At 60.1% G+C, this 21,093-nt stretch carries 13 protein-coding genes; 9 read left to right on the forward strand and 4 right to left on the reverse strand.

All coding sequences use genetic code 11. From position 1 onward, the window contains the following. The first annotated feature begins 97 nt into the window (after positions 1 to 97). Together ycfP and ACB040_RS04900 are read left to right on the forward strand one after the other, a co-directional pair. Positions 98 to 637, forward strand: coding sequence for an alpha/beta hydrolase YcfP (gene ycfP, locus ACB040_RS04895; protein WP_005334000.1), 540 nt, complete (start codon positions 98 to 100; stop codon positions 635 to 637). A gap of 74 nt (positions 638 to 711) precedes the next feature. Next, a complete protein-coding gene (locus ACB040_RS04900; RefSeq protein ID WP_005333998.1) occupies positions 712 to 2,004 on the forward strand; it encodes an NAD(P)/FAD-dependent oxidoreductase in 1,293 nt (430 codons plus the stop codon). 84 nt (positions 2,005 to 2,088) lie between these two features. Here ACB040_RS04900 and ACB040_RS04905 read toward each other — a convergent pair whose 3' ends face one another. From ACB040_RS04905 to ACB040_RS04915, 3 genes are all read right to left on the reverse strand, one after another. Beyond that, on the reverse strand, positions 2,089 to 2,730 hold the full coding sequence (locus tag ACB040_RS04905) for an energy-coupling factor ABC transporter permease (protein WP_236272143.1): 642 nt from the start codon (positions 2,728 to 2,730) through the stop codon (positions 2,089 to 2,091). 87 nt (positions 2,731 to 2,817) lie between these two features. Continuing rightward, positions 2,818 to 3,615: a pyruvate formate lyase 1-activating protein gene (pflA, locus tag ACB040_RS04910; protein WP_005333994.1), complete on the reverse strand. Its 798-nt coding sequence runs from the start codon at positions 3,613 to 3,615 to the stop codon at positions 2,818 to 2,820. A 65-nt stretch (positions 3,616 to 3,680) separates the two neighbouring features. After that, positions 3,681 to 6,617: an EAL domain-containing protein gene (locus tag ACB040_RS04915; RefSeq protein WP_338771490.1), complete on the reverse strand. Its 2,937-nt coding sequence runs from the start codon at positions 6,615 to 6,617 to the stop codon at positions 3,681 to 3,683. A 135-nt stretch (positions 6,618 to 6,752) separates the two neighbouring features. Between ACB040_RS04915 and ACB040_RS04920 the strand changes: the two genes are divergently transcribed. From ACB040_RS04920 to ACB040_RS04940, 5 genes are all read left to right on the forward strand, one after another. Continuing rightward, a complete protein-coding gene (locus ACB040_RS04920; RefSeq protein WP_338771488.1) occupies positions 6,753 to 8,441 on the forward strand; it encodes an FAD-dependent oxidoreductase in 1,689 nt (562 codons plus the stop codon). A gap of 215 nt (positions 8,442 to 8,656) precedes the next feature. Continuing rightward, on the forward strand, positions 8,657 to 9,316 hold the full coding sequence (locus ACB040_RS04925) for a DedA family protein (RefSeq protein ID WP_064336742.1): 660 nt from the start codon (positions 8,657 to 8,659) through the stop codon (positions 9,314 to 9,316). Between the two features lie 165 nt (positions 9,317 to 9,481). After that, positions 9,482 to 14,365 carry an alpha-2-macroglobulin gene (locus ACB040_RS04930; protein ID WP_371153591.1) on the forward strand — a complete coding sequence of 1,628 codons (4,884 nt, stop codon included), beginning with the start codon at positions 9,482 to 9,484 and terminating at the stop codon, positions 14,363 to 14,365. A 52-nt stretch (positions 14,366 to 14,417) separates the two neighbouring features. After that, entirely contained in the window at positions 14,418 to 16,763 is a 2,346-nt protein-coding gene (pbpC, locus tag ACB040_RS04935) for a penicillin-binding protein 1C (RefSeq protein WP_371153611.1), read from the forward strand. A 122-nt stretch (positions 16,764 to 16,885) separates the two neighbouring features. After that, on the forward strand, positions 16,886 to 17,134 hold the full coding sequence (locus ACB040_RS04940) for a hypothetical protein (protein WP_371153589.1): 249 nt from the start codon (positions 16,886 to 16,888) through the stop codon (positions 17,132 to 17,134). Between the two features lie 55 nt (positions 17,135 to 17,189). Here the strand turns inward: ACB040_RS04940 and ACB040_RS04945 are convergent, their stop codons facing one another. After that, positions 17,190 to 18,155, reverse strand: a complete 966-nt coding sequence (locus ACB040_RS04945; protein WP_371153587.1) for a hypothetical protein — start codon at positions 18,153 to 18,155, stop codon at positions 17,190 to 17,192. Positions 18,156 to 18,459: 304 nt separating this feature from the next. On the opposite strand from ACB040_RS04945, the gene ACB040_RS04950 reads away from it, so the two are divergent. Both ACB040_RS04950 and ACB040_RS04955 read left to right on the forward strand, forming a co-directional pair. Then, positions 18,460 to 19,818: a tyrosine-type recombinase/integrase gene (locus ACB040_RS04950; protein WP_257119737.1), complete on the forward strand. Its 1,359-nt coding sequence runs from the start codon at positions 18,460 to 18,462 to the stop codon at positions 19,816 to 19,818. A 733-nt stretch (positions 19,819 to 20,551) separates the two neighbouring features. Beyond that, positions 20,552 to 21,001, forward strand: a complete 450-nt coding sequence (locus ACB040_RS04955; protein WP_075115341.1) for a hypothetical protein — start codon at positions 20,552 to 20,554, stop codon at positions 20,999 to 21,001. Positions 21,002 to 21,093: the final 92 nt, after the last annotated feature.

Raw genomic sequence — 21,093 nt, forward strand, 5'->3', positions numbered from 1 at the left:
CGTGATCCAAAGCAAGAAAGTTGGATGTTTTGGTGGCGCACGGGGCCGCCGCTGGGGTAGTTTCGATAAAACCGACACAGATCCTGAGGTCTTATCCATGATCATCTATCTGCATGGCTTTGATGCCACCAGCCCAGGCAATCACGAGAAAGTGCTGCAGTTGCAGTTTATTGATGATGATGTGCGTTTCGTGCACTACAGCACGGTTCACCCCCGTCATGATATGAGCCATCTGCTCAAGGAAGTGAAAAAACAGCTCGATATGAGTACCGATCCCAAACCGCTGATCTGCGGCGTGGGTCTTGGTGGCTACTGGAGCGAGCGGATCGGCTTTCTGTGCGGCATTCGCCAAGTGATCTTCAACCCCAACCTCCATCCGGAAGAGAACATGCAGGGCAAGATCGACCGGCCGGAAGAATATGACGATATCGGTACCAAGTGTGTAACTGAATTTCGTAAGAAAAATTCAGGAAACTGCCTGTGTATCCTTTCCGTTCAGGATGAAGTGCGCGATAATCGGGACACTGAACGTGAATTGAAGAACTATTACGACATCGTGTGGGATGAGCGCGAGACTCATAAGTTCAAAAATATCTCGCATCATCTGCAGCGGATGAAGGCCTTCAAAGAAGCCTGATCCATCACGTCGACCGATTTCGTTTTAGGGAGCCAATGGCTCCCTTTCGTTTTGAGGAACCGAGGAAAATCATCATGATGAATATTGTCGTTGTAGGCGGCGGCGCCGGTGGCCTGGAGCTGGCCACCAGTCTGGGTCGCAAGCTTGGCAAGAAGAACAAGGCCAAGATCACTCTGGTCGATCGCAACCGCACCCACCTGTGGAAACCCCTGCTGCACGAAGTGGCCACCGGCTCCATGGACGCGGGCATCGATGCTCTGAGCTACCAGTCTCACGCCAAGAACCACGGTTTCGACTTCCAGCTCGGCACCCTGACCGACATCAAGCGTGACGATAAACGCATCGTGCTGGCCCCGATCCACGATGACAATGGCGACATCGTGGTCAACGAGCGCGAGCTGCCCTACGACTATCTGGTGATGGCCATCGGTTCTGTCTCCAACGACTTCAACACCAAGGGTATCAAGGATAACTGCATCTTCCTCGATAGCCCCTCCCAGGCGCACCGTTTCCACAACAGCATGATGAACCGCTTCCTGCAGTTCGCCACCGAATATAAGCCGGGCGACAAGGTGAAGATTGCCATCGTCGGCGGCGGCGCCACCGGCGTCGAGCTCTCTGCCGAGCTCTACAACGCGGTCGAGCAGCTCTACGCCTACGGCTTCAAGAACCTCACCACCGACAGCCTGAAGGTGACCCTGGTGGAAGCAGGCCCGCGCATTCTGCCGGCTCTGCCGGAGCGCATCAGCGGCGCCGCCCATCAGGAGTTGGTCAAGCTGGGTGTGGACGTGCGTACCGCCACCATGATCACCGAAGCGACCAGCGACGGTCTGCACACCAAGGATGGCGAGCTGATTGAAGCTGACCTGATGGTGTGGGCGGCCGGTATCAAGGCGCCTGACTTCATGAAGGATATCGCTGGTCTTGAGACCAACCGCATCAACCAGCTGGTGGTGAAAGAGACCCTGCAGACTACCCGTGATGAGAACATCTTCGTTATCGGTGACTGCGCAGCCTGCCCGCAGCCGGATGGCAAGTTCGTGCCGCCGCGCGCCCAGTCTGCCCACCAGATGGCCAGCCAGGCGTTCAAGAACATCCTGGCCAAGATGAACGGCGGCGAGATGAAGCCCTACCTCTACCACGACCACGGTTCGCTGGTCTCCCTCAGCCGCTTCTCCACCGTGGGCAGCCTGATGGGCAACTTGATGCGCGGCTCCATGATGGTCGAGGGCTACATTGCCCGTCTGGTCTACATCTCCCTCTACCGGATGCACCAGATCGCCCTGCACGGCTACGTCAAGACCGGCCTCATCATGCTGGTGGGTCGCATCAACCGGGTACTGCGCCCGACCCTGAAGCTGCACTAAGCCGGGATTTGGCACCATGTTGAATATCAAAAGGAGAGGCGATGGCCTCTCCTTTTTTATGGGCGCAGATCAGGAAAGAGAGCGTTACTTGCCCAGATAGGTGCGGTCGAAGAAGGTATTGACCCAGTGAGGGCGGTAGATGGCCAGCACCGTCATCGCCATGCCGTTGAGCAGAGCTTCGGGGAACAGCAGCAGTGGCCAGATGGAGAGGTAATCCGCCGTGATGGTGTGCCAGGGGTAGCTGTTACTTAGCCCCATCAGCAATGCGCTGGCGGCCACCTTGACCGAGATGGTGATGGCGCCGCCGAGAAAGGCGGCAACGAAGATATAAACAAAGAGATGGCGCGGCAACCAGGCCCAGCTGGCCAGAAACAGCAGCCAGCTGGTGGCTACCGGCAGGGCGATGCCCACCAGCGCTTGCCAGCCAAAATCGGCCAGATTGGTGACACCGAAGTAACCGAGCACCAGCAGGGTCAGGCAAGGGGCGAGCAGTGCCAGCCGCCAGCCCAGCAGCAGGGTGAGGGAGGTGAGCCCGAGAAAATGGACCTCCAGCCCCTCATGCAGACCGGCCCTTAGATACCAGAGTGGCACCAGCGCGATGGCACTGCCCAGCAGCAGGTGTTGATAGAGGGGGTTGTCATGGAGGGTCTGCCACAGAGAGCGGCGCAGGCTGAAAGCCAGCAGTACCAGCCAGATCAGAAGGGCGGCGAGTTGTCCTTCACTCATCTTGTCGTCCATTTATGCAGTAGAGTCCGGGCGGCCTTCCCGACCGCCCATAGCAGAGCAGGCTGACGAATCAGCCTGCTTTTACCATCAATATTTGACGTTGTTGTGGTACTTGCCGAGGATGCCCTTGACCCGTTCCATAGTCTCCTTGCTGGGGGGCTTGATCCCGCTCAGCTCGTACGGGTCGCCCAGCACGTCCCACTTGTGTTTGCCCAGCTCATGGTAGGGGAGCAGCTCCACCTTCTCCACGCTCTCGCCCAGCTCGGCGATGAACTGGCCCAGCCCTTCGGCGCTCTCGTCGTCATCGCTCCAGGTCGGTACCACCACGTAGCGGATCCACATGGTCTTGCCTTTGGCCGCCAGATAGCGGGCAAACTCCAGGGTGTATCTGTTGCTGACGTGGGTCAGCGGAATGTGTTTCTCGTCATTGATCTGTTTGATGTCGAGCAGCACCAGATCGGTCTGGTCGAGCAGCTTGTCCACCTGTTCGTCGAGATGGCGGACGAAGCCGTTGGTGTCGAGACAGGTGTGGATCCCTTTCTCTTTGCAGGCGGTAAAGAGTTCGGTAATGAAAGCCGGTTGCAGCATGGCTTCACCGCCGGACGCTGTCACGCCACCGCCGGAGGCATTCATGAAGTGGCGATAGCTGGTGATGTCACTCATCAACTCCGGTACGGTCACTTCGCGGCCACCTTCGGTATCCCAGGTATCGCGGTTGTGGCAGTACTTGCAGCGCATCAGGCAGCCTTGCATGAATACGATAAAGCGTATTCCCGGGCCATCGACAGTGCCGCAGGTTTCGACGGAATGGATCCGGCCAACGGTGCCGTGAGCTCCGGCTGGCTGGCTGATTTCAACGGCAGGGATCCGATTAATGACAGACATAAACAACTCCAACGATTCGAGCAGGCCGTTATTTTATTACATAAACCCCTATTGATCCTACACCTTTAGTCCGGCGCCCGGCTGCCAAGCAGCTGCTCCAGCCCCTTGACGGTGAGCGGCCGACTGGTGAGAAACCCTTGATAATGCTGGCATCCCAGCGCTTTGAGGATGGCCAGCTGCGCCTCCTCTTCCACCCCTTCGGCGGTGACGGTAAAACGGAAGACCTGGGCCAGATCGAGTATCGCCTTGACGATGGCTCTGTCCTGTTCGCTGTGTACCAGGGTCTGAATGAAGCTTCTGTCGAGCTTCACCTCGTCGGCGGGCAGATCCCGCAGATAGGCCAGCGACGAGTAGCCGGTACCGAAGTCATCGATGGAGATGAGGATGCCGAGCTCCTTGAGCTGGCGCATTCTGGCGATACTCTCCTGCCGATTCTCCAATACTACCGATTCGGTCACCTCCAGCAGCAGGCGGGAGGGGGGCACACCGGTATCGCGCAAGATGTACTCCACCTGTTGTACGAAGCCCTGGGTGTGGAACTGGCGGGCACTGACGTTGACCGACAGATGGGGGATCTGCAGGCCACGGTTGAGCCAGAAGCTGTATTGGGCACAGGCGGTCTTCATCACCCAGTAGCCGATCTCGAGGATCAGGCTGGTCTCTTCGGCGATGGGGATAAACTCCCCGGGTGGCACCATGGTGCCGTCGCTGCGCTGCCAGCGCAGCAGTGCCTCGATACCCGACAGCGAGCCATTGTCGACCCGGTATTGCGGTTGGTAGTGGAGTTGCAGCTCGTGGTGACGCAGGGCATCGCGCAGCTCATTGGTGAGGGTCAGCCGGTTCTTCTCGTGCTGGGCCATCGCCTCGGTAAAGAAGACGTAGTGGCCCTGACCGGCGCGCTTGGCCATGTGGGTTGCGGTGTCGGCCTGTTGCATCAGGACCAGATGATCCGTCTCGTTGCCGGAGAAGAGGCTGATCCCCACCGAGGCGCTGCAGTGCAGCTTGTGATCGCCGATGTCGAACGGGGTGCGAAACAGCCCCATCAGCTCGCGGGCGAAGTGCTCTGCCAGAATTTTGGCGGTGACTTCCCCTTGTCCGAGCTGGGTAAAGAGCAGGGCAAATTCATCCCCAGAGATGCGCGCTTGTACCAGATTGTCCTGGGGCAGATCCCTGAAACGCTGTACCACGGCCTGCAGCAGTAGATCGCCGCAGGCGTGACCAAGGGAGTCGTTGATCGACTTGAAGTTGTCGAGATCCACCAGCAGCAGGGCACCCCACTGGCCGTTGGAGGCGCTCAGGGTCTGCTGCAAAATATGGTTGAGGCTGCGCCGGTTGTGCAGACCGCAGAGATCGTCGTAGTAGGCGAGCTGCTCGATATGTCTGGCCGCCTCTTTTTCCTGGGTGATGTCGTAGAAGCTGCAGATAAAGTGGCTGAGCTCCCCCTGCTCATCCTTGACGCCGTTCACCATCAAGCGCACCGGAAAGAGGTGCCCATCCTTGTGCAGACAGCGCTCTTCCCCGAGCCAGAACTCCTGCTCGTTGACGGTGCGGCTGACATCTTCTTTGAGATGATCCCCGTAGTAGGTGGGACGCAGCTTGCGAATGGAGTGACCGATCACCTCTACCTCGCCAAATCCGGTGATCCGGCTGAAGGAGTGGTTGACCTTGAGGATGATGCCGTTGTGATCCATCACGATCAGTCCATCGTGGGTATTGAAGGCCACTTCCGCCAGCCGCAGGGCGTCGTCGGCGGCGAGGCGCTTGAGTTCGATGGCGGCCCGCTCGTGCTGGCTGCTCAATAGATCCAGCAGCTGTTCGGGCTCCTCAAGGGGGGTATCGAGCAGCAGGGTGATCTGGCCAATGGGGGCGCCGCTCTGGCCATGGAGCGGAATGCCGATGTAGGCGCTGGCATTGAGGGCCAGCAGCCGGGTCGCCTTGGGATAGCGCACTGGCAGATCTTCCACATAGATGGCCTGACCATGCTGGAACAGCTCCTGAGCGGGGCCGGGGTCGAGCTGGATGGGCTTGAGGGTGGAGCAGATCTCCTCGTTGATGACGCAGCGGGGGATGATCCAGAGATCCTGACCGCGGGGCTGGAACTCGCCGATCCAGCCCACCCGGGCACCGCTGGCGCTCATGGCCCAGCTTACCAACGTCTTGCAGTAGTCGATGCCGGTCTGCTGGTGCAGCTCGGGCGGGAGGGCCAGCTCGGCACGGTGCTCTTCCGGTTGCGGTTGCCAGTGGCCGAGCAGCTGGGCGCTGCTGCGCACCAGTTGCAACATCTCCTCGCTAAGCGGGGTGGGATCGAGATACTCCAGACTCAGCACCCCGAACAGCTTGTCCTGCTCCAGCAGGGCACCATCGAGGCGTGAGCGCACACCGGCACTGGTCAGATAGAGGTGATTGTTCAGCATCGGCTGGTGGGCGGCCTCCGAGAAGCTCAACGCTTTGCGGGTACGCAGGGCGCGGATATAGCGGCTGTCACCGCGAATGGGGTAGAGCGCCTCGACCCCCAGGGTGAACACCGGGGTGAGTTGCTCGCTGCCGAGATCGCCGTTGGCCTGATAGTGCCAGAGGATGAGCCGATCGGCCCCCAAACTCTCTTTAAGGGCCTCGAGCAGGGGCGCATACTGTTGCTGGCTCGCCATCTGGCTGAGGCGCGGCAGTTGCAATGCCAAATCGGCGATGGGCTCCTGGCGAAGGTTCTGCAGACAGATGAGCCAGAAGCCATCCTGCTCGTGGGCGAGGGCGATATGCCACAACTGGCTGGCAAAGCGCACGGTGATCTTGCCGCCATGACCGTTGGCCAGCAGTTGTTCGATGGGCAGGCGCAGGGCATCGGGCAGCTGGGCAGGCCAGGGGGCGCGCGGCTCATCGAGCCAGTAGAGCGGGGTTTGCATCACGTCGGTCAGGGCGACCAGCCGTTGACTGCGCAGATCCAGACGGAAAAAGAGCGGCGTCTGGAGGGCAGGAGGAAGATGACTGAGTGCGGTAGACGACATGAACAAACAACATCCTGTTAAGCAACCGTCGGGGTTGCAAGAATACTGCAAAATGGTGCGAAACAAAATTTCATTGAATTCTAAATTAGAAAAGTCTAATTTATTGCCCATTATCATGTATGAGGAGTCTTGCAGATGAAACGGATCCTGATTATCGGTGGTGTCGCGGGGGGCGCATCGGCGGCGGCTCGTGCTCGTCGTTTGAGTGAAGAGGCAGAGATCGTGATGTTCGAGCGGGGCGAGTTTGTCAGCTTCGCCAACTGCGGTCTGCCCTATCACATCGGGGGCGATATCCCCGACCGGGATGCCTTGCTGCTGCAGACTCCCCAGAGTTTCAAGCGCCGTTTCAACGTCGATGTGCGGGTCTTCCACGATGTGATCGAGATCGACAAGGCGGGCAAGACCTTGCTGGTGCGCAACCTGCAAACCGGTGAAGAGCAGCGCGAGCATTACGATGTGCTGCTGCTGAGCCCGGGGGCTGCGCCGATCCGTCCTCCCTTCCCCGGTATCGACAGCCCCCATGTCTATACCCTGCGCAACATCCCGGACATGGATCGCATTCTGGCGGCCCTGCACCACGATCAGCCGCGCCACGTCACTGTGGTGGGCGGTGGCTTTATCGGGCTGGAGATGATGGAGGCGCTGCATCAGCGCAAGCTGGATGTCACCCTGCTGGAGCTGGCCGAGCAGGTGATGGCGCCGGTGGACAAGGAGATGGCCAACATGCTCCATGCCCGCATCCGGGAAGAGGGGATCGACCTGCGCCTGCGCACCGGCCTCACCGCCATCGAGAGTCTGGATCTGCCTGCCGAGAAGACCTCCGCCGTGCCGACCGCCAAAAGCGGTGGCCTGCGCCTGACCCTCAATGACGGTTCCCATCTTGATACCGGTCTCTTGATCCTCGCCATCGGCGTCAAGCCGGAAACTCTGCTCGCCGCCAAAGCGGGGCTGGAGCTGGGCCCACGGGGCGGCATCAAGGTGGATGCCGGGATGCGTACCTCGGATCCCTTTATCTACGCGGTGGGGGATGCGGTGGAAGAGATAGATTTCGTCACCGGCGAATCTGTGCTGATCCCGCTGGCGGGCCCGGCCAACCGGCAGGGGCGCATCGCCGCCGACAATATGCTGGGCCGAAGCGAAACCTACAAGAAGACGCAAGGGACCGCCATCTGCAAGCTGTTCGATCTGGCGGTGGCCAGCACGGGGCTGAACGAGAAGCGACTGGTGCAACTGGGATTGCCGTTCGAGAAGGTTTATGTCCACCCGGGCAGCCACGCCGGTTACTACCCGGGCGCCCATCCGGTCAGCCTCAAGCTGCTGTTTGCCCCGGATGGCAAGATTTATGGCGCCCAGGCCATCGGCAAGGATGGCATCGACAAGCGCATCGACGTGCTGGCGGTGGCCCAGCGTGCCGGTCTCACCGTGTTTGATCTGCAGGATCTGGAGCTCACCTATGCGCCGCCCTTTGGATCGGCCAAGGATGTGATCAACATGGCAGGCTTTGTGGCAAGCAACCACCTGAAGGGGGACACCCTGCTCTGCCACGTGGCCGAGGTACAGGCTCGTAACCCCCATCAGCTGGTGGTGGATGTGCGCAATGGCCCGGAGCTCGACAAGCTGGGCCGTATTCCGGGGGCGCTGCATATCCCCCTCGACGAGTTGCGTGGCCGCCTCCATGAGTTGCCCAAAGAGAAAGAGCTGCTGATCAGCTGTCAGGTCGGGCTGCGCGGCCATGTCGCCTGCCGTTTGCTGAGTCAGCACGGCTTTAAAGTGAAGAATCTCTCCGGCGGCTTCAAAACCTGGCAGATGGCTACCGCCGAGTAACCGTTTTATTTCTGTGCCTGTTTGCCCCTCTCCCTTGTGCGTGCAAGATGAGGGGCTTTTTGTTTCTGCTTTTCGCCCTTCTTGCATTCCCCTGGTTGCTGCAATATTTCGACACACTATATTTCCTGTGCCGGACAAAATTAACGTTTTGTTCAGGGGATGGGTGCTATAACCCCTGCCTCGTTCATGATGAACCGTGTAGTAGGGAGAGTGACATGCTGGATATGCTGATGGCCATTTGGCATCAGGATTTTGACGCCCTGGTTCAGATGCAGGCGGTACCCCTGCTGATCAGTTGCCTGATGCTGGTACTGCTGCTGGAGTCCGCATTCGTCTTCCTGCCCCTGCCGGGGGACAGCCTGGTACTGCTGGCCGGTGGGTTGGTGGGCATGGGGGTGTTTGGCCCCGAAGTGACTCTTGTCTATCTGCCGTTGGCTGCTGGCATAGGTTCTGTGCTCGCCTACTGGCAGGGACGGGCACTGCAGCGCACCCGCTTTATGGAGCATATCGAACGGATGTTGCCTCCCGACAGCCTGCCCAAGGCAACCCGGTTGCTGAAAAAGTACGGTTTTCTGGCGATGTTCTCCTCCCGTTTTATCCCGTTCGTGCGGGTGCTGACCCCCATGCTGATGGGGATTGGCCGCCTGAGCGTGCTGCGCATGTGTGTGGCCAGCTTTGCCAGTGCCTTTATGTGGGCGCTCTGCCTCAGTTTGGTGGGCAAGCTGGCGATGAATACCCCCTTCTTTCTCCACCACAGCGAACTGTTGACCCGGGCCCTGCTGATTACCTCGCTGGTGCTGTTTCTGGCGGCTGTCATGGCCATCCTGTTTCGCTGGTTCAAAGGCGGAGCAAAAAACGAGACCAGCCACGACTAGATGACAACCCTTGCCGCACTGGATCAGTGGGCAAGGGGGGTCTCGTGCTGCAGGGGCGCGGAATTGTGCCCATTCGGGTAATGAGCTTTGTGTCGGGTGAGCAGGATGCCTTATCCTGTTTCCAGCCACGCTGCGTTTGCAGCGCTCCAACTCGGGATGGAACCTATGCGCCTCTTCGACTCTCCCTCTGCTTCTCACCGCTCTACCGCTGAAACCGGCGCTCTGCGCCGCCGCTGGTCAACCCTGCTGCTTTGCGGGGTAGTCGGTTTGCTGTCTGGCTGCGGCCCTGACAAACCCACCAGCCAAGTACCGACCACAGAATCCACTGCGCAGCAGGAGGCCGGGGCGCCAACTTCTGTAGTGCAGGCCAATGCCCGCCAATATCGCGATGCCCCGGCGCTGGCGCTGGTCTTCTCCGGCCCCCTGGCGCCCAAGGCAAACTGGCAGAGCTGGCTCGGGGTCAGTGAGGGGGGCAAGCAGGTGCAGGGGGAGTGGATCCTCGCCGACGATGGTCGCACCCTCTATTTCCCGAACGTTCAGCCCGATAAAAGCTATGAAGTGAGCCTCAAGGCGGGGCTGGGCCCATCCCCCCGGAGCTGGACCCTCAAGACCCGCCCGCTGGAGGCGGGAGCCTCCTTTACCGCCAGTGGCATGGTATTGCCGCTGCGTCAGGAACTTCGCTTGCCCATCAGCGCGGTCAATGTGGACGAGGTCAATATCGACTTCTTCCGGGTCGATGCCGAATACCTGCCCCGTTTCCTGGCCGAGTATCGCCCCGGTGCCGGCATGGGCAACTGGGAGCTCGAGCAGATCACCAAGCGGGCCAAGCGGGTGTTCAGCGGCCGCTATGCGCTGGAGCTTGATGCCAACCGGCGCGAGACCCGCCTTATCAATGTGAAGGAGCCGCAGCTGGCGGAGGCCGGCGTCTACTTTGCGGTGATGTCGCCCCTTGGCAACTACGACTGGCGCAAGGAGACCACCTACTTCGCGGTGAGCGACATGGGGCTCAGTGCCCGCCGTTACCGCGATCAGCTGGAGGTGTTCGTGAGCTCCCTGGCCAGCGCCGATCCGCTCAAGGATGTGCAACTCTCCCTGCTCGACGAGAAGGGCAACCGGCTACAGGTGCAAACCACCGATCCCCAGGGTCATCGCCGCTTCGATCAGGTGCAGGGGGCTCGCCTGCTGCTGGCCGAGCAGGGCAGCCATCTGGCGGTGCTGCGCCTCGATGGGGCTGCACTCGATCTCTCCACCTTCGATCTCGGCACCCAGCCCTGGCAGGCCCAGCAGTTGTATCTGTTCAGTGGGCGCGATCTCTATCGCCCCGGCGAGCGGCTCGACAGCGAGATCCTGCTAAAAGGGCAGGATGGCCAGCTGCTGCCGGGGATGGCGGTGGAGCTGGAGGTGAAACAGCCGGATGGTCAGCTGCTCGAACAAAAGCGGCTGCTACCGGACAATTTGGGCGCGGCCCACTACGGTCTGCGTTTGCCGGATGATGCGCCGCTCGGGCGCTGGACCATCAACCTCAAGACCGCCGCTGGTAGTCGCTTCGAGTGGCCCTTTTTGGTGGAGGAGTTTTTGCCGGAGCGGCTCAAACTGCAGCTCGGCAAGGGGCCGGATGGTGAAGTTACGGATCTGGACGCCTCCCTCACCCTGCCGCTGCAAGGGGACTATCTCTACGGTGCGCCTGCGAGCGCAACCAAGGCCAAGGCGGAGGTAAAAATCAGCCGCGCCACCATGCCCTTTACCCAGTGGCAGGAGTTCACGCTGGGTGACGTACTGCTCGCCGAGCAGGCCAAGGATCTCGAGGCGCGGAGTCTCACCCTCAATGAGCAGGGGCAGGGGACTTTTTCACTGCAAGATGAACTCGATGGGGTGCGCGCCCTCGGGCCGCTGGAGGTGACCTATCGGGTGTCGCTCTCCGAGCCCGGTGGCCGCGCCGTCAATCGCAGCCGCACCCAGTATGGCTGGCCTGCGGGCAGCCAGTGGCCGGCACTCAAGGCCGATTTCGTGGCGGATCGGGTGGAAGGGGGCAAGCCGCTCCCCTTCCAGATCCTCAACCTCGATGAGCAAGGTCAACCGGTGGCGGGGGCGGTGAAGGTGCGCCTTATCAACGAGTACCGCGACTACTACTGGCACTACGCCGATGGCGAGGGGTGGAAGTACGAGTTCAACAGCCAGCCTTATCTGGAGCAGGAGCAGACCCTGCAGCTGGATGGCAAGGGGCCGACCCCCCTAAGCTTGCAACTCGCCGCGGGCTGGTATCGATTGGAGGTGGAGAACAGTCAGGGCCATCAATCCAGCCTGCGGGTTGAGATCGGCAGTTACGCCTGGGGCGGCGGTGGCGAGCAGGCACGGCCCGACAAGATTGCCATCACCCTCGACAAGCGCGCTTATCAGGCGGGCGACAAGGCCAAAGTGACGCTGGTAGCCCCGCGCCCCGGCAAGGGCTTGCTGCTGGTGGAAGATGGCGACGGCCTGCGCTGGTGGCAACGCATCGAGTTCAAGGGCGCAGGTGGCGATGCCAAGGATGCCCGCGGCGAGTTCGAGATCCCGGTCAGTCCCGAGTGGCAGCGCCATGACCTGCATATCTCGGCCCAGATCGCCGCGCCAGACAGCGCCTCCAAACCGTCCGGCAAGCAACAGGGGCAGAGCCTGCGCTCGGTCGGACTGGTGCCGCTCACCCTGGATCGGGAAGCGCGTCGTCTGCCGCTTACCCTGAGCGCACCGGATAAAGCGGTGCCGCTTACCCGGCTGGAAGTGACCGCCACTTCCACCCCCAACAGTCAGGGGCGCGTGGTGCTGGCGGCGGTGGATCGGGGCGTGCTCAATATCAGCGACTACCAGCCGCTCGACCCGTTCGAGATCTTCTTTGGTCGCAAGCGCTTCTCCCAAGATTTATTCGACAACTACGGCCAGGTGATCCCGCCGCAGGATGGCAAGCTGGCCCGCCTCAACTACGGGGGCGATCGGGCGCCGCTGAAAAAGGGTGGCGCGCTGGAGAGCCGGGTCGAAGTAGCCGCGCTCTGGAGCGGCGAGGTGAGTTTTGACCAGCAGGGCAAGGCGGTGATCCCGCTCGATTTGCCCAACTTCAACGGCGAACTGGCGCTGATGGCGCTGGCCTGGAACGAACAGCAAGTCGGTGAGGCCGAGCGCGCCGTCAAGGTGGTGGCGCCCTTGGTGGCCGAGATCGGCTGGCCGCGCTTTGGCGCCAGAGGCGATGAGACCCGGGCATTGGTGCAGTTGCGCAACATGAGCGGCGAAGATCAGACCCTCTCCCTTGTCTGGACCCTCAACGGTGGGCTCAAGGCAAACGGCGAGCTGCCCGGCACCCTGGCTCTTAAAAATGGCGAAGAGCAGTGGCTGACCCTGCCGCTCACCGTGACCGGGGCAAGCGGCGTGGCAAGCCTGCAGTTGGCGGCCAGCGGCAAGGATTTTGCCATCAGCCGCGACTGGACTTTGCCGCTGCGCTTCCCCTGGCCGGCCGAGACTCGCCAGCGCTACCAGATGCTGGCCTCCGGTCAGCAGATGAGCTTTGCGCCAGCTGAGCTGGCCGGGCTGGATCCCGCCAACCTGCAGGGGCTGCTCAGCCTCTCCGGCACTCCGCCCTGGGATCCGGCAGCCCAGTGGCAGGCGCTGGCCGATTACCCCTATGCCTGTCTGGAGCAGACTCTGTCGCGGGCCTGGCCTTACTTGCTGACCACGGCCGATGAGCGGGCCGCCTGGAGCAAACCCGCAGAGGGCAAGAAAGCGGCGAGCGAGGCGGACGTGCAACGTGCCCTGTTGCAGCGGCTGCAGCGGTTGCAACTGCCCAGCGGCGGTTTTGGTCTGTGGGATGGTCGCTCCGACGAGGAGCAGTGGCTCACCGCCTATGCCGCCGACTACCTGCTGGCGCGCAAGGAGGCGGGCGACGCAGTGCCGGAGGCAATGCTCAATCAGGCGCTGAACCGGCTGCAAAGCTATCTCACCGACAGTCAGTATGGTGAGCGCTGGAGCAGTGCCCCCGAGCACAGTCGGTTGGCCTATCAGGCCTACAGCGCCTATGTGCTGGCCCGGGTGGGCAAGGCGCCGCTCGCTACCTTGCGCCTTATCTGGGAGCAGCAGGCCGATCACGCTCGCTCCGGTTTGCCGCTTTTGCACCTCTCGCTTGCGCTCTCGGCCATGGGGGATGAGCAGAATTCCGCCAAGGCCCTCAGCCGGGCATTGGCGACCGAGCGTGGTGACGACTATCTCGGGGATTACGGTTCGCAGTTACGCGATGGAGCCCTTGAGCTCTCCTTGCTGCGCCAGCACAAGCTGGCTGCGGAGCGCTGGCCGGCCCTGAGTGCCAAGGTGGCCGATACCCTGGCTCACCGTCAGTGGCTCAGCACCCAAGAGCGGCTCGCCTTGTTGCGACTCGCCCGCTTCGATCCTGCCGTCGACTGGCAGGCCAGGGTAACTTCCTCTCTTGGCAATGAATCCCTGAACGGTTCGGCCCCGTTGCAACTGGGTGCCCCCGAGGCACTGGCGGCCAGTGTGGTTACCAATGAGGGCAAGGGATCCCTCTATGTGCAGCGCACTCTGGTCGGTTACCCCGAACAGGCACCGGCACGGATCAGCAAGGGGATGAGCGTGACCCGCAGCTGGTTCAACAGCGATGGTCAACCGTTCGATCCCGCCAAGGTGAAGGTGGGCGATCTGGTGGTGGTGCGGCTCAATGTCAGCAGTGAATCGGCGGTGCCCGATGCCCTGCTGGTGGAGATGGTGCCCGCCGGCTTCGAGCTGGAGAACCCGGCCCTTGGCAACAGCATCAAGCTCGAAGAGCTCTCCATTGAGGGGAAACCGGCGTGGCAGAGCGAGTGGAACGATTATCTCAAGCATCAGGAGTTTCGCGATGACCGCTACACGGCAGCGCTGGATCTGAGCGAGGGGAGCAACCAGCAACTGGTCTACCTGATGCGGGCGGTGACGCCGGGTCGCTATCAGGTGCCGCCGACCCAGGTGGAGGATATGTACCGCCCCGAGCTGCGTGCCGTGGGTGAGGATATCCATGAGGTGATCATCTCTGAGTAACATTCCCTCCCTTGAGCGGGTTCGCCCGCTCACTTTCTGGCAGCGTGGCTGGCTGAAATTAGTTAGCACTGGCCGCGCAGGCTGGCGCTGGCTTGGTCGCCTGCCACGCTGGCTGCTCTTCTCGGTGCTGGGAGTTGTAGCACTGCTCCTGTCATTGCTGGCGCTGGATAGACTCTTCCCGCCGCCACCGCTCGACCCTGCCTACGCACGGGTGGTGCTCGACATGAAGGGACGACCGCTGCGTGCCTTTGCCGATACCAGCGGCGTGTGGCGTTACCCCGTGACCCTGGAGCAGATCTCCCCCCGCTATATCGAGGCGCTGCTGGGCTACGAGGATCGCTACTTCTGGCGTCATCCCGGGGTCAATCCGGTGGCCATGGTGCGCGGGGTCTGGCAGTGGCTGCGCTATGGGCGGGCTGTATCGGGCGGCTCGACCCTTACCATGCAGGTGGCGCGTCTTATCGAGCCCTACCACCGGAGCGTGCCCGGCAAGCTGCGCCAGATGGCCCGCGCGCTGCAACTGGAGTGGCACTACGACAAGCGCACCCTGCTCACCGTCTACCTCAACCGGGCGCCGTTTGGCGGCAATCTGGAGGGGGTGCAGGCGGCAAGTTTTGCCTATCTCGGCAAGAGTGCGGCCAAGCTGACCTACGCCGAGGCGGCGTTGTTGGCGGTGCTGCCACAGGCTCCCAGCCGCAACCGGCCGGACCGCCATCCCGAGCGGGCCCGCACCGCCCGTGACAAGGTGATGCAGCGGCTGGTAGCGCAAGGCGTCTGGCCCGAACAGGTGTGGCTGGAGGGGCGTATCGAGCCGGTGCTGGCCCGCGGTCACTTCACGCCGATGGAGGCGCCGCTCTTTGCCCGTCTCGCCGCCGACCATCAGGCCGGGGCGCTGGTGCACACCACCATTGATGGCGATCTGCAGCGCTGGTTGGAGGGGCGGGTGGCGAGCTACATTCGCCGCTTCCCCGAGCAGACCTCAGCGGCGTTGCTCTTGGTAGATAACAAAACCATGGCGGTGCGCGCCTATGTGGGCAGCGCCGAGTATGGCAATTTGCGCCGCCACGGTTATCTGGACATGGTGCAGGCGATTCGCTCTCCCGGCTCTACGCTGAAGCCCTTCATCTACGGTCTGGCCATGGACGAAGGGTTGGTGCACTCGGCCTCTCTGCTCTCCGATGCGCCAAGGCTGGGCTCGGAATATCGCCCCGCCAACTTCTCCGGTGCCTTTCAGGGACCGGTGACGCTGGCTCAGGCGCTGCAGCAATCCCTCAACGTGCCGGTGGTGCAGGTGCTGGAGGCGCTGGGGCCGGACAAACTGGTCAGTCGCCTCGACAACGCCGGAGTGCGGCTGGCGCTCTCCGACAAACCCAATCCTGCCATCGCGCTGGGGGCAGCGGGCATTAGGCTCGAGCAGTTGGTAGCCCTCTACAGCGCACTGACCCGGCAGGGGCAGGTGGCGATGCCGGTCTGGCTGGCGGGGCAGCAGGCGGTGTCGCGCCCCTTGCTGAGTCCGGGAGCTGCCTGGATCATCTGGCAAATATTGAGCGCGCAGGGACGGGCGGATCAGCCTTTTGCCAGTGAGGCAACCGGCAGGGTCAACCGGCTGGCCTGGAAGACCGGCACCAGCTATGGCTATCGCGACAGCTGGGCCATGGGGGTCTCCGGTCGCTGGACCATCGGCGTCTGGCTGGGGCGCCCCGACGGCACCCCTTTGCCCGGTTTTTACGGCCAGAGCGCGGCGGTGCCGCTGCTGCTTTCGGTCTACTCGCGGCTCTCGGACAACAGCCCCCTGCCGGCACAGCCCAATACGGTGAGCGAAGCCGAGATCTGCTGGCCGCTGGGGCGCAAAATTAGCTCGACCCTGCCTGAAGCATGTTTGCAGCGTCAGAGCGCCTGGTTGCTGGAAGGGCGCGATCCTCCCACCTTGCCGGATCCCATGGACTGGCCCTCGCCGCTGCGTCAAGTTGCATTGACCGCCGCGGGCAAGCCGACTCTGACCCGTTGCCCCGATGCGGCGCAATCCGGTTTTCGGGCCCTCTGGCCATTGTCGCTGGAGCCGTGGCGGTCCCCCGGAGAGCGACGGCAGGCGCTGCTTGCCAGCGGTTGTGCTGGGGAAGGGCAGAGTGCTGAGCTGCAGGCCCCCATTCGCATCGTGGCGCTGGGGGAGGGCAATCTTATCCGCAGTCAGCGCTACCGGTTGCAGCCGAAGGTGCTTGGCGGTGTTGGCAAGCCAGCCTGGTTTCTCAACGGCCAGCGGCTGCGCTGGGACGGGGATCAGGTGCTGAGCGTGGCGGGGCGCTACCAGTTGGTGGTGGTCGATGAAGCAGGAAACAGCGATCGTATCGAGTTTCGCGTGGTGCATCCTGACGGTGATGCCGGCACCATCACCCGTTGAGCGTTTTGCCAACAGCCATTGAGGCGAATGTAATTAACTATTTGAAATGCATCAATATTTGATTGGGTGAATTAATTTGTGAATAATTACGAATTCATTCAAATCCAATCGGGAGTTCTCTTTTGCTGCGTGTTCTGTGTCCCTTGCTGGTGCTGATGAGTTCGGGTTGTGCCACAACCAATCATGGTGATCACCATGTTTCTCCTGAACGTACCGGGTTCTATTCACCTTTCGAACCTGCTTCCGAGGGTTTTGCGCGTTGCTATCAGAAACAGTTTGCCTGTACCCCTGCCAATATCCGCCGTGACAGGGTGATGGAGGCGCGAAGGCAGGCGCAAGAGCAGGCCAATCATCGTGGTGATGATTGGTAGGCCGCAGATAACGAGAGGGGTTGGCAAATGCCAACCCCTTTTTCATTCCGCCAATTCAGCCCGGTTGGCGCAGATGGCCGAGCCGGGTGAAGAAGTGCTGGCTCTTGCGCTGGTGAAAGTGGCTCTTCTTGATGGGATGGAAGATGAGGTTGCTTTCGGGGTGGCTCGCCTTTAACTGGTGGAGCATGGCTACGGCGGGCAGGCTGGTGCTGACCAGGGTGGTGAGTGGCATGCTGAGGGTCTCGGGCCCGAGCAGTTGATTGAGCCCTTGCTGAGCCTGCTCAAAGCGGGTCAGGGCCGCCGGGTCGGCATAGCCGCTACCCAGCATGGTGAGCAGGTTGTCGAGGGCCAGATGAAATTCGGCCAACTGCTGGCGAAAGCCGCTGCGCCCGCGCAGGGCGATAAGCTCGGCGAAGGAGATCTCGCCGAGGTGAGTGGGTACTTGCAACGGGATTTCGAGGTGGAAGCAATCCTGACCGCCGCGATTGTGGTAGCGGGATTCGAGCAGATGGAGCAGGCGGTCGAGATAGTCGTGATCGGTAATGAGCGCCCCGTCATTGGCGAGTGCCCACTCACGGGCAAGGCGCATGGAGATCAGGTTGGCAAAACGCCGCGCCATTCTGATCCCACCCTCATCCCGGGTCGCAAAGCCGTGAGTAAGGCAAAAGCCGTGCAGCCGCTCCAGCCCCACCTGATCCGGGCAGAAGCAGTCGTGGTTGGCCTCCTGACGCCAGCGACCAATCAGCTCCTTGTTGCCAAACACCTTGTGGCGGACGAAATCGGGGGCCACCAGGCCGCTTATCTGGCTCTCCAGTTGCGGGGTAATGGCGGCAAAGAAGGCGGCATCGGGCCGCTCGGCCAGCAGATCGGTCTGCTGTTGAAGGGTATCGAGCAGGGCGGTGAGGCCGCTCTTTTCGCTGACGGTGAAGACAAAGGCAAGCCGCTCCAGATAGAGCAGGGCAAATTTGAGCCAGAGCTCGTCACGTACCTCCATGCCGGGGTAGTAGATATAGGTCTTCATCGGATCAGTCTGTTGTCAAAAATCTGGCGAGGCGCAGGGTCGGGAATATACGCAAGATTGGCGCTGCACGGCAAACACTGCGTGGGGTAATGTGAGCAAACGCTCATCCAGTAGGCGCTGGCCACAAAGTTCTGATATAATTCGCGCCCTTAAATCAAGGTCACCCGAGTCATTACCATGAAGTTCATTATCTTTTGACTCCATGTGTAACGCATTGAATTTATAGCTAATCAACAACTTACAGCACAAAGATGGAAACATTGGCGGTAACTTTTGTGGTAAGACTAGCATAAGTGAGGTGTGCATGAGAAGGCGTGAGACTTGGGCCTTACAGCAGAAGGCAAATGGCTGGTACTTGGTGTGGAATGTCCCCAAGGCTATCCGTGGATTGCCGATGTTTGGCGGTCGGAGGCTCTACACAAAGACGTTACAAACAGGCGACCTTAAAGAAGCCCAGAGGAAGCGTGACCTCATCATTGCCAACTTTGAGCGGTTGGTGGCACAGGCTGAAGAAGCCCCCAAGCGTCTGCGATTTAACGCTTACATCGAAGAGATTCAACAGGCCATTAGGGAAGCAGGGCAACGCATTGAAGCGGTCGTGTTGCCAGATGGACAAGAGGTTGTCGTTGAACCTGAAGGGCTTCACCATGCCTATGACGTTGAGGCTGCAATAGCTCGGGGGGATGAAGAGCTGGCGGATGCCATAAAGTTGGCCATCCAAGGGGAGCAGGATGTCATCGACAAGTACGCCATTACGCTAAAAGAGGCGTCTACGGCGTTCATCGAGAGTGAGAAGGCCAAGGTCGCAAAGGGTCTTAAAGCAGCAGCTCCGGCAACGTTGAGTCGCGCCAAACACGCAGCAGAAAGCCTTGGCTCCTTCCTTGGTCGTCCAGCGGTTCTACTGAAGGATGTGGAACGGAGGGACGTGACTTTGTGGCTTGATTCCCTGGCTGGTAGCAAGAGCGATAGCACACGGGTCGGCTACTTATCGGCTCTGTCCCTTGTGTGGGAAAGTTGCTATCTCACTCGGAGCGTGGAAGGGGATAACCCATTCAAGAGCGCAGGAATCAAGAGCACAGGCGACTCCCGGTCATACGCCCCTTTTACGCTTGAAGAGATGGCCCAAATAGTCGAGAAGGCACCGCATGATCTTCGCATGTTGACGAAGTTCGGACTTATCACTGGTTGCCGCCTAAGCGAGATTATTGGTCTTCAGGCTGATTCCTTTGAGGTTAGCCAAGGCGTTCCGCTGGTGCGTATCAAGGCTGGCAAGACAGCAAACTCCATTCGCGCCTTCCCTCTTCCGCTCGGTCTCTGGGAAGAACTCAGGCAATGCGTGGTCGGTAACGTGTGGCCTGTCCCTAAGTCAAAGAATCCCCACGGGTGGTCCAGCAAGTTTGGCAAGTTGAAAGAGGCAGCCACAGGCGTCAGAAATCGGACCAAGGGCTTCCATAGCTTGCGTGGCATGGCTATCACCGCGTACCAACGTGCAGGCATTCCAGAGGATGTGACAGCGCCGATAGTTGGGCATGGGACCAAAGGGCTAACCATGTCTTATGGTCTCTATTCATCCGGTCATGACTACTCACGCCAGCTCGAAGCCGTTGAGACCATGCTTGCGTCCGCCTACATGTCCCAGTTCCTCAAGTTGTTCAACAAGTAATCAACACAAACAAAAAGCCCCCTCGGTGAACATCAGGTAGTCCTGAAGTCCGCAAAGGGGGCTTATTCGTTGATCGGAGCGTTTTGTACTTCTTTAGCAGCTACCCAATAACACTAAGAGAACACTCACGCTTTTACAGTGACCCATTGTGTCAGTTGCAGGGCAGCACATCTTCGCCGAGCTATGGAATAGTGAACATGGGCGGTGAGATGTATGAGATTTAAAAATCCACCGGTGTGGCACAGAGAGTGTGCTGGCGAGGAACTTAGAATCCACCGGTGTGGCACTGAGAGTGCGCTGGCGAGGAACTTAGAATCCACCGGTGTGGCACTGAGAGTGCGCTGGCGAGGAATTTAGAATCCACCGGTGTGGCACTGAGAGTGCGCTGGCGAGGAACTTGGAATCCACCGGTGTGGCACTGAGAGTGCGCAGGCGAGGAATTTAGAATCCACCAGCGTGGCACTGAGAGTGCACGAGTGAGGAGATTAAAGCCCATTGCCGTAGCACTGAGAGTGCAACTAATGGCGCAGTGTGGCGCAATGTGACGCAATGTGGCGCCAATAACTTAAAATTAGGCGCCAAAAATTGAAGGTGAGGCGCCAATGGATGAAGTTTTATAATGCAAGGAAACTAAATCAATAATGATTTATTGAATGGGAGGTGATGAAGATCGTTGATCGGCGAATGGGAGGGGAGTAAACTTGTCCGCATGAACTCTTTGGAGGGGACTGTAATGTTTGACAATCTCAATTTTAAAGCTGTGACAGCGGCAGGCAAATCATCATCAGAGCTTGTCAGCATAACCCACAGCTTCAAGACCAAAAAAAATGAGCTGCTTTTTAGGATCAGCCATGAAGCGATGGAGCGGTGTGGCTTCCAGTATCAGGACAAAGTCCAGCTTCTTTTTGCTAACGACAATACCGTCTGTCGGATCATGAAATCAGATAAGCCTGGCAGTGTCACTCTCAGCCAACAAACAAAGAAGAGCGACACATCTCCAGCAATCATTCGGCTGTCATTTCGCGCCGGACTACCTGATTTTTTAGCTCAAGAGAGCAAAGGGACCAACAAGACTTTCAATCGGGTCAAGTATTTGCACAAAGACGACATGATTGAGTTCAAGGACGGTTGCTTAACCTTTCAATTAGATCTCGTTGATTCAGAAGAAGATGATGAGATCTAGAAAGACAAAAGGCATCCGTTAGGATGCCTTCTGAGGAGGGTAGGATTGAACCAAATTGACCAGCACGCCAATGCTGGAAGGCTACAACCCAC

Source organism: Aeromonas sp. S11(2024) (genome assembly GCF_041402345.1).
Taxonomy (GTDB): domain Bacteria; phylum Pseudomonadota; class Gammaproteobacteria; order Enterobacterales; family Aeromonadaceae; genus Aeromonas; species Aeromonas veronii.

Bases quoted from the DNA above. Each gene is read 5' to 3' on its own strand.
- ycfP (WP_005334000.1), top strand. From the start codon at position 98: ATGATCATCTATCTGCATGGCTTTGATGCCACCAGCCCAGGCAATCAC.
- ACB040_RS04900 (WP_005333998.1), top strand. From the start codon at position 712: ATGATGAATATTGTCGTTGTAGGCGGCGGCGCCGGTGGCCTGGAGCTG.
- ACB040_RS04905 (WP_236272143.1), bottom strand. From the start codon at position 2,730: ATGAGTGAAGGACAACTCGCCGCCCTTCTGATCTGGCTGGTACTGCTG.
- pflA (WP_005333994.1), bottom strand. From the start codon at position 3,615: ATGTCTGTCATTAATCGGATCCCTGCCGTTGAAATCAGCCAGCCAGCC.
- ACB040_RS04915 (WP_338771490.1), bottom strand. From the start codon at position 6,617: ATGTCGTCTACCGCACTCAGTCATCTTCCTCCTGCCCTCCAGACGCCG.
- ACB040_RS04920 (WP_338771488.1), top strand. From the start codon at position 6,753: ATGAAACGGATCCTGATTATCGGTGGTGTCGCGGGGGGCGCATCGGCG.
- ACB040_RS04925 (WP_064336742.1), top strand. From the start codon at position 8,657: ATGCTGGATATGCTGATGGCCATTTGGCATCAGGATTTTGACGCCCTG.
- ACB040_RS04930 (WP_371153591.1), top strand. From the start codon at position 9,482: ATGCGCCTCTTCGACTCTCCCTCTGCTTCTCACCGCTCTACCGCTGAA.
- ACB040_RS04945 (WP_371153587.1), bottom strand. From the start codon at position 18,155: ATGAAGACCTATATCTACTACCCCGGCATGGAGGTACGTGACGAGCTC.
- ACB040_RS04950 (WP_257119737.1), top strand. From the start codon at position 18,460: ATGAGAAGGCGTGAGACTTGGGCCTTACAGCAGAAGGCAAATGGCTGG.
- ACB040_RS04955 (WP_075115341.1), top strand. From the start codon at position 20,552: ATGTTTGACAATCTCAATTTTAAAGCTGTGACAGCGGCAGGCAAATCA.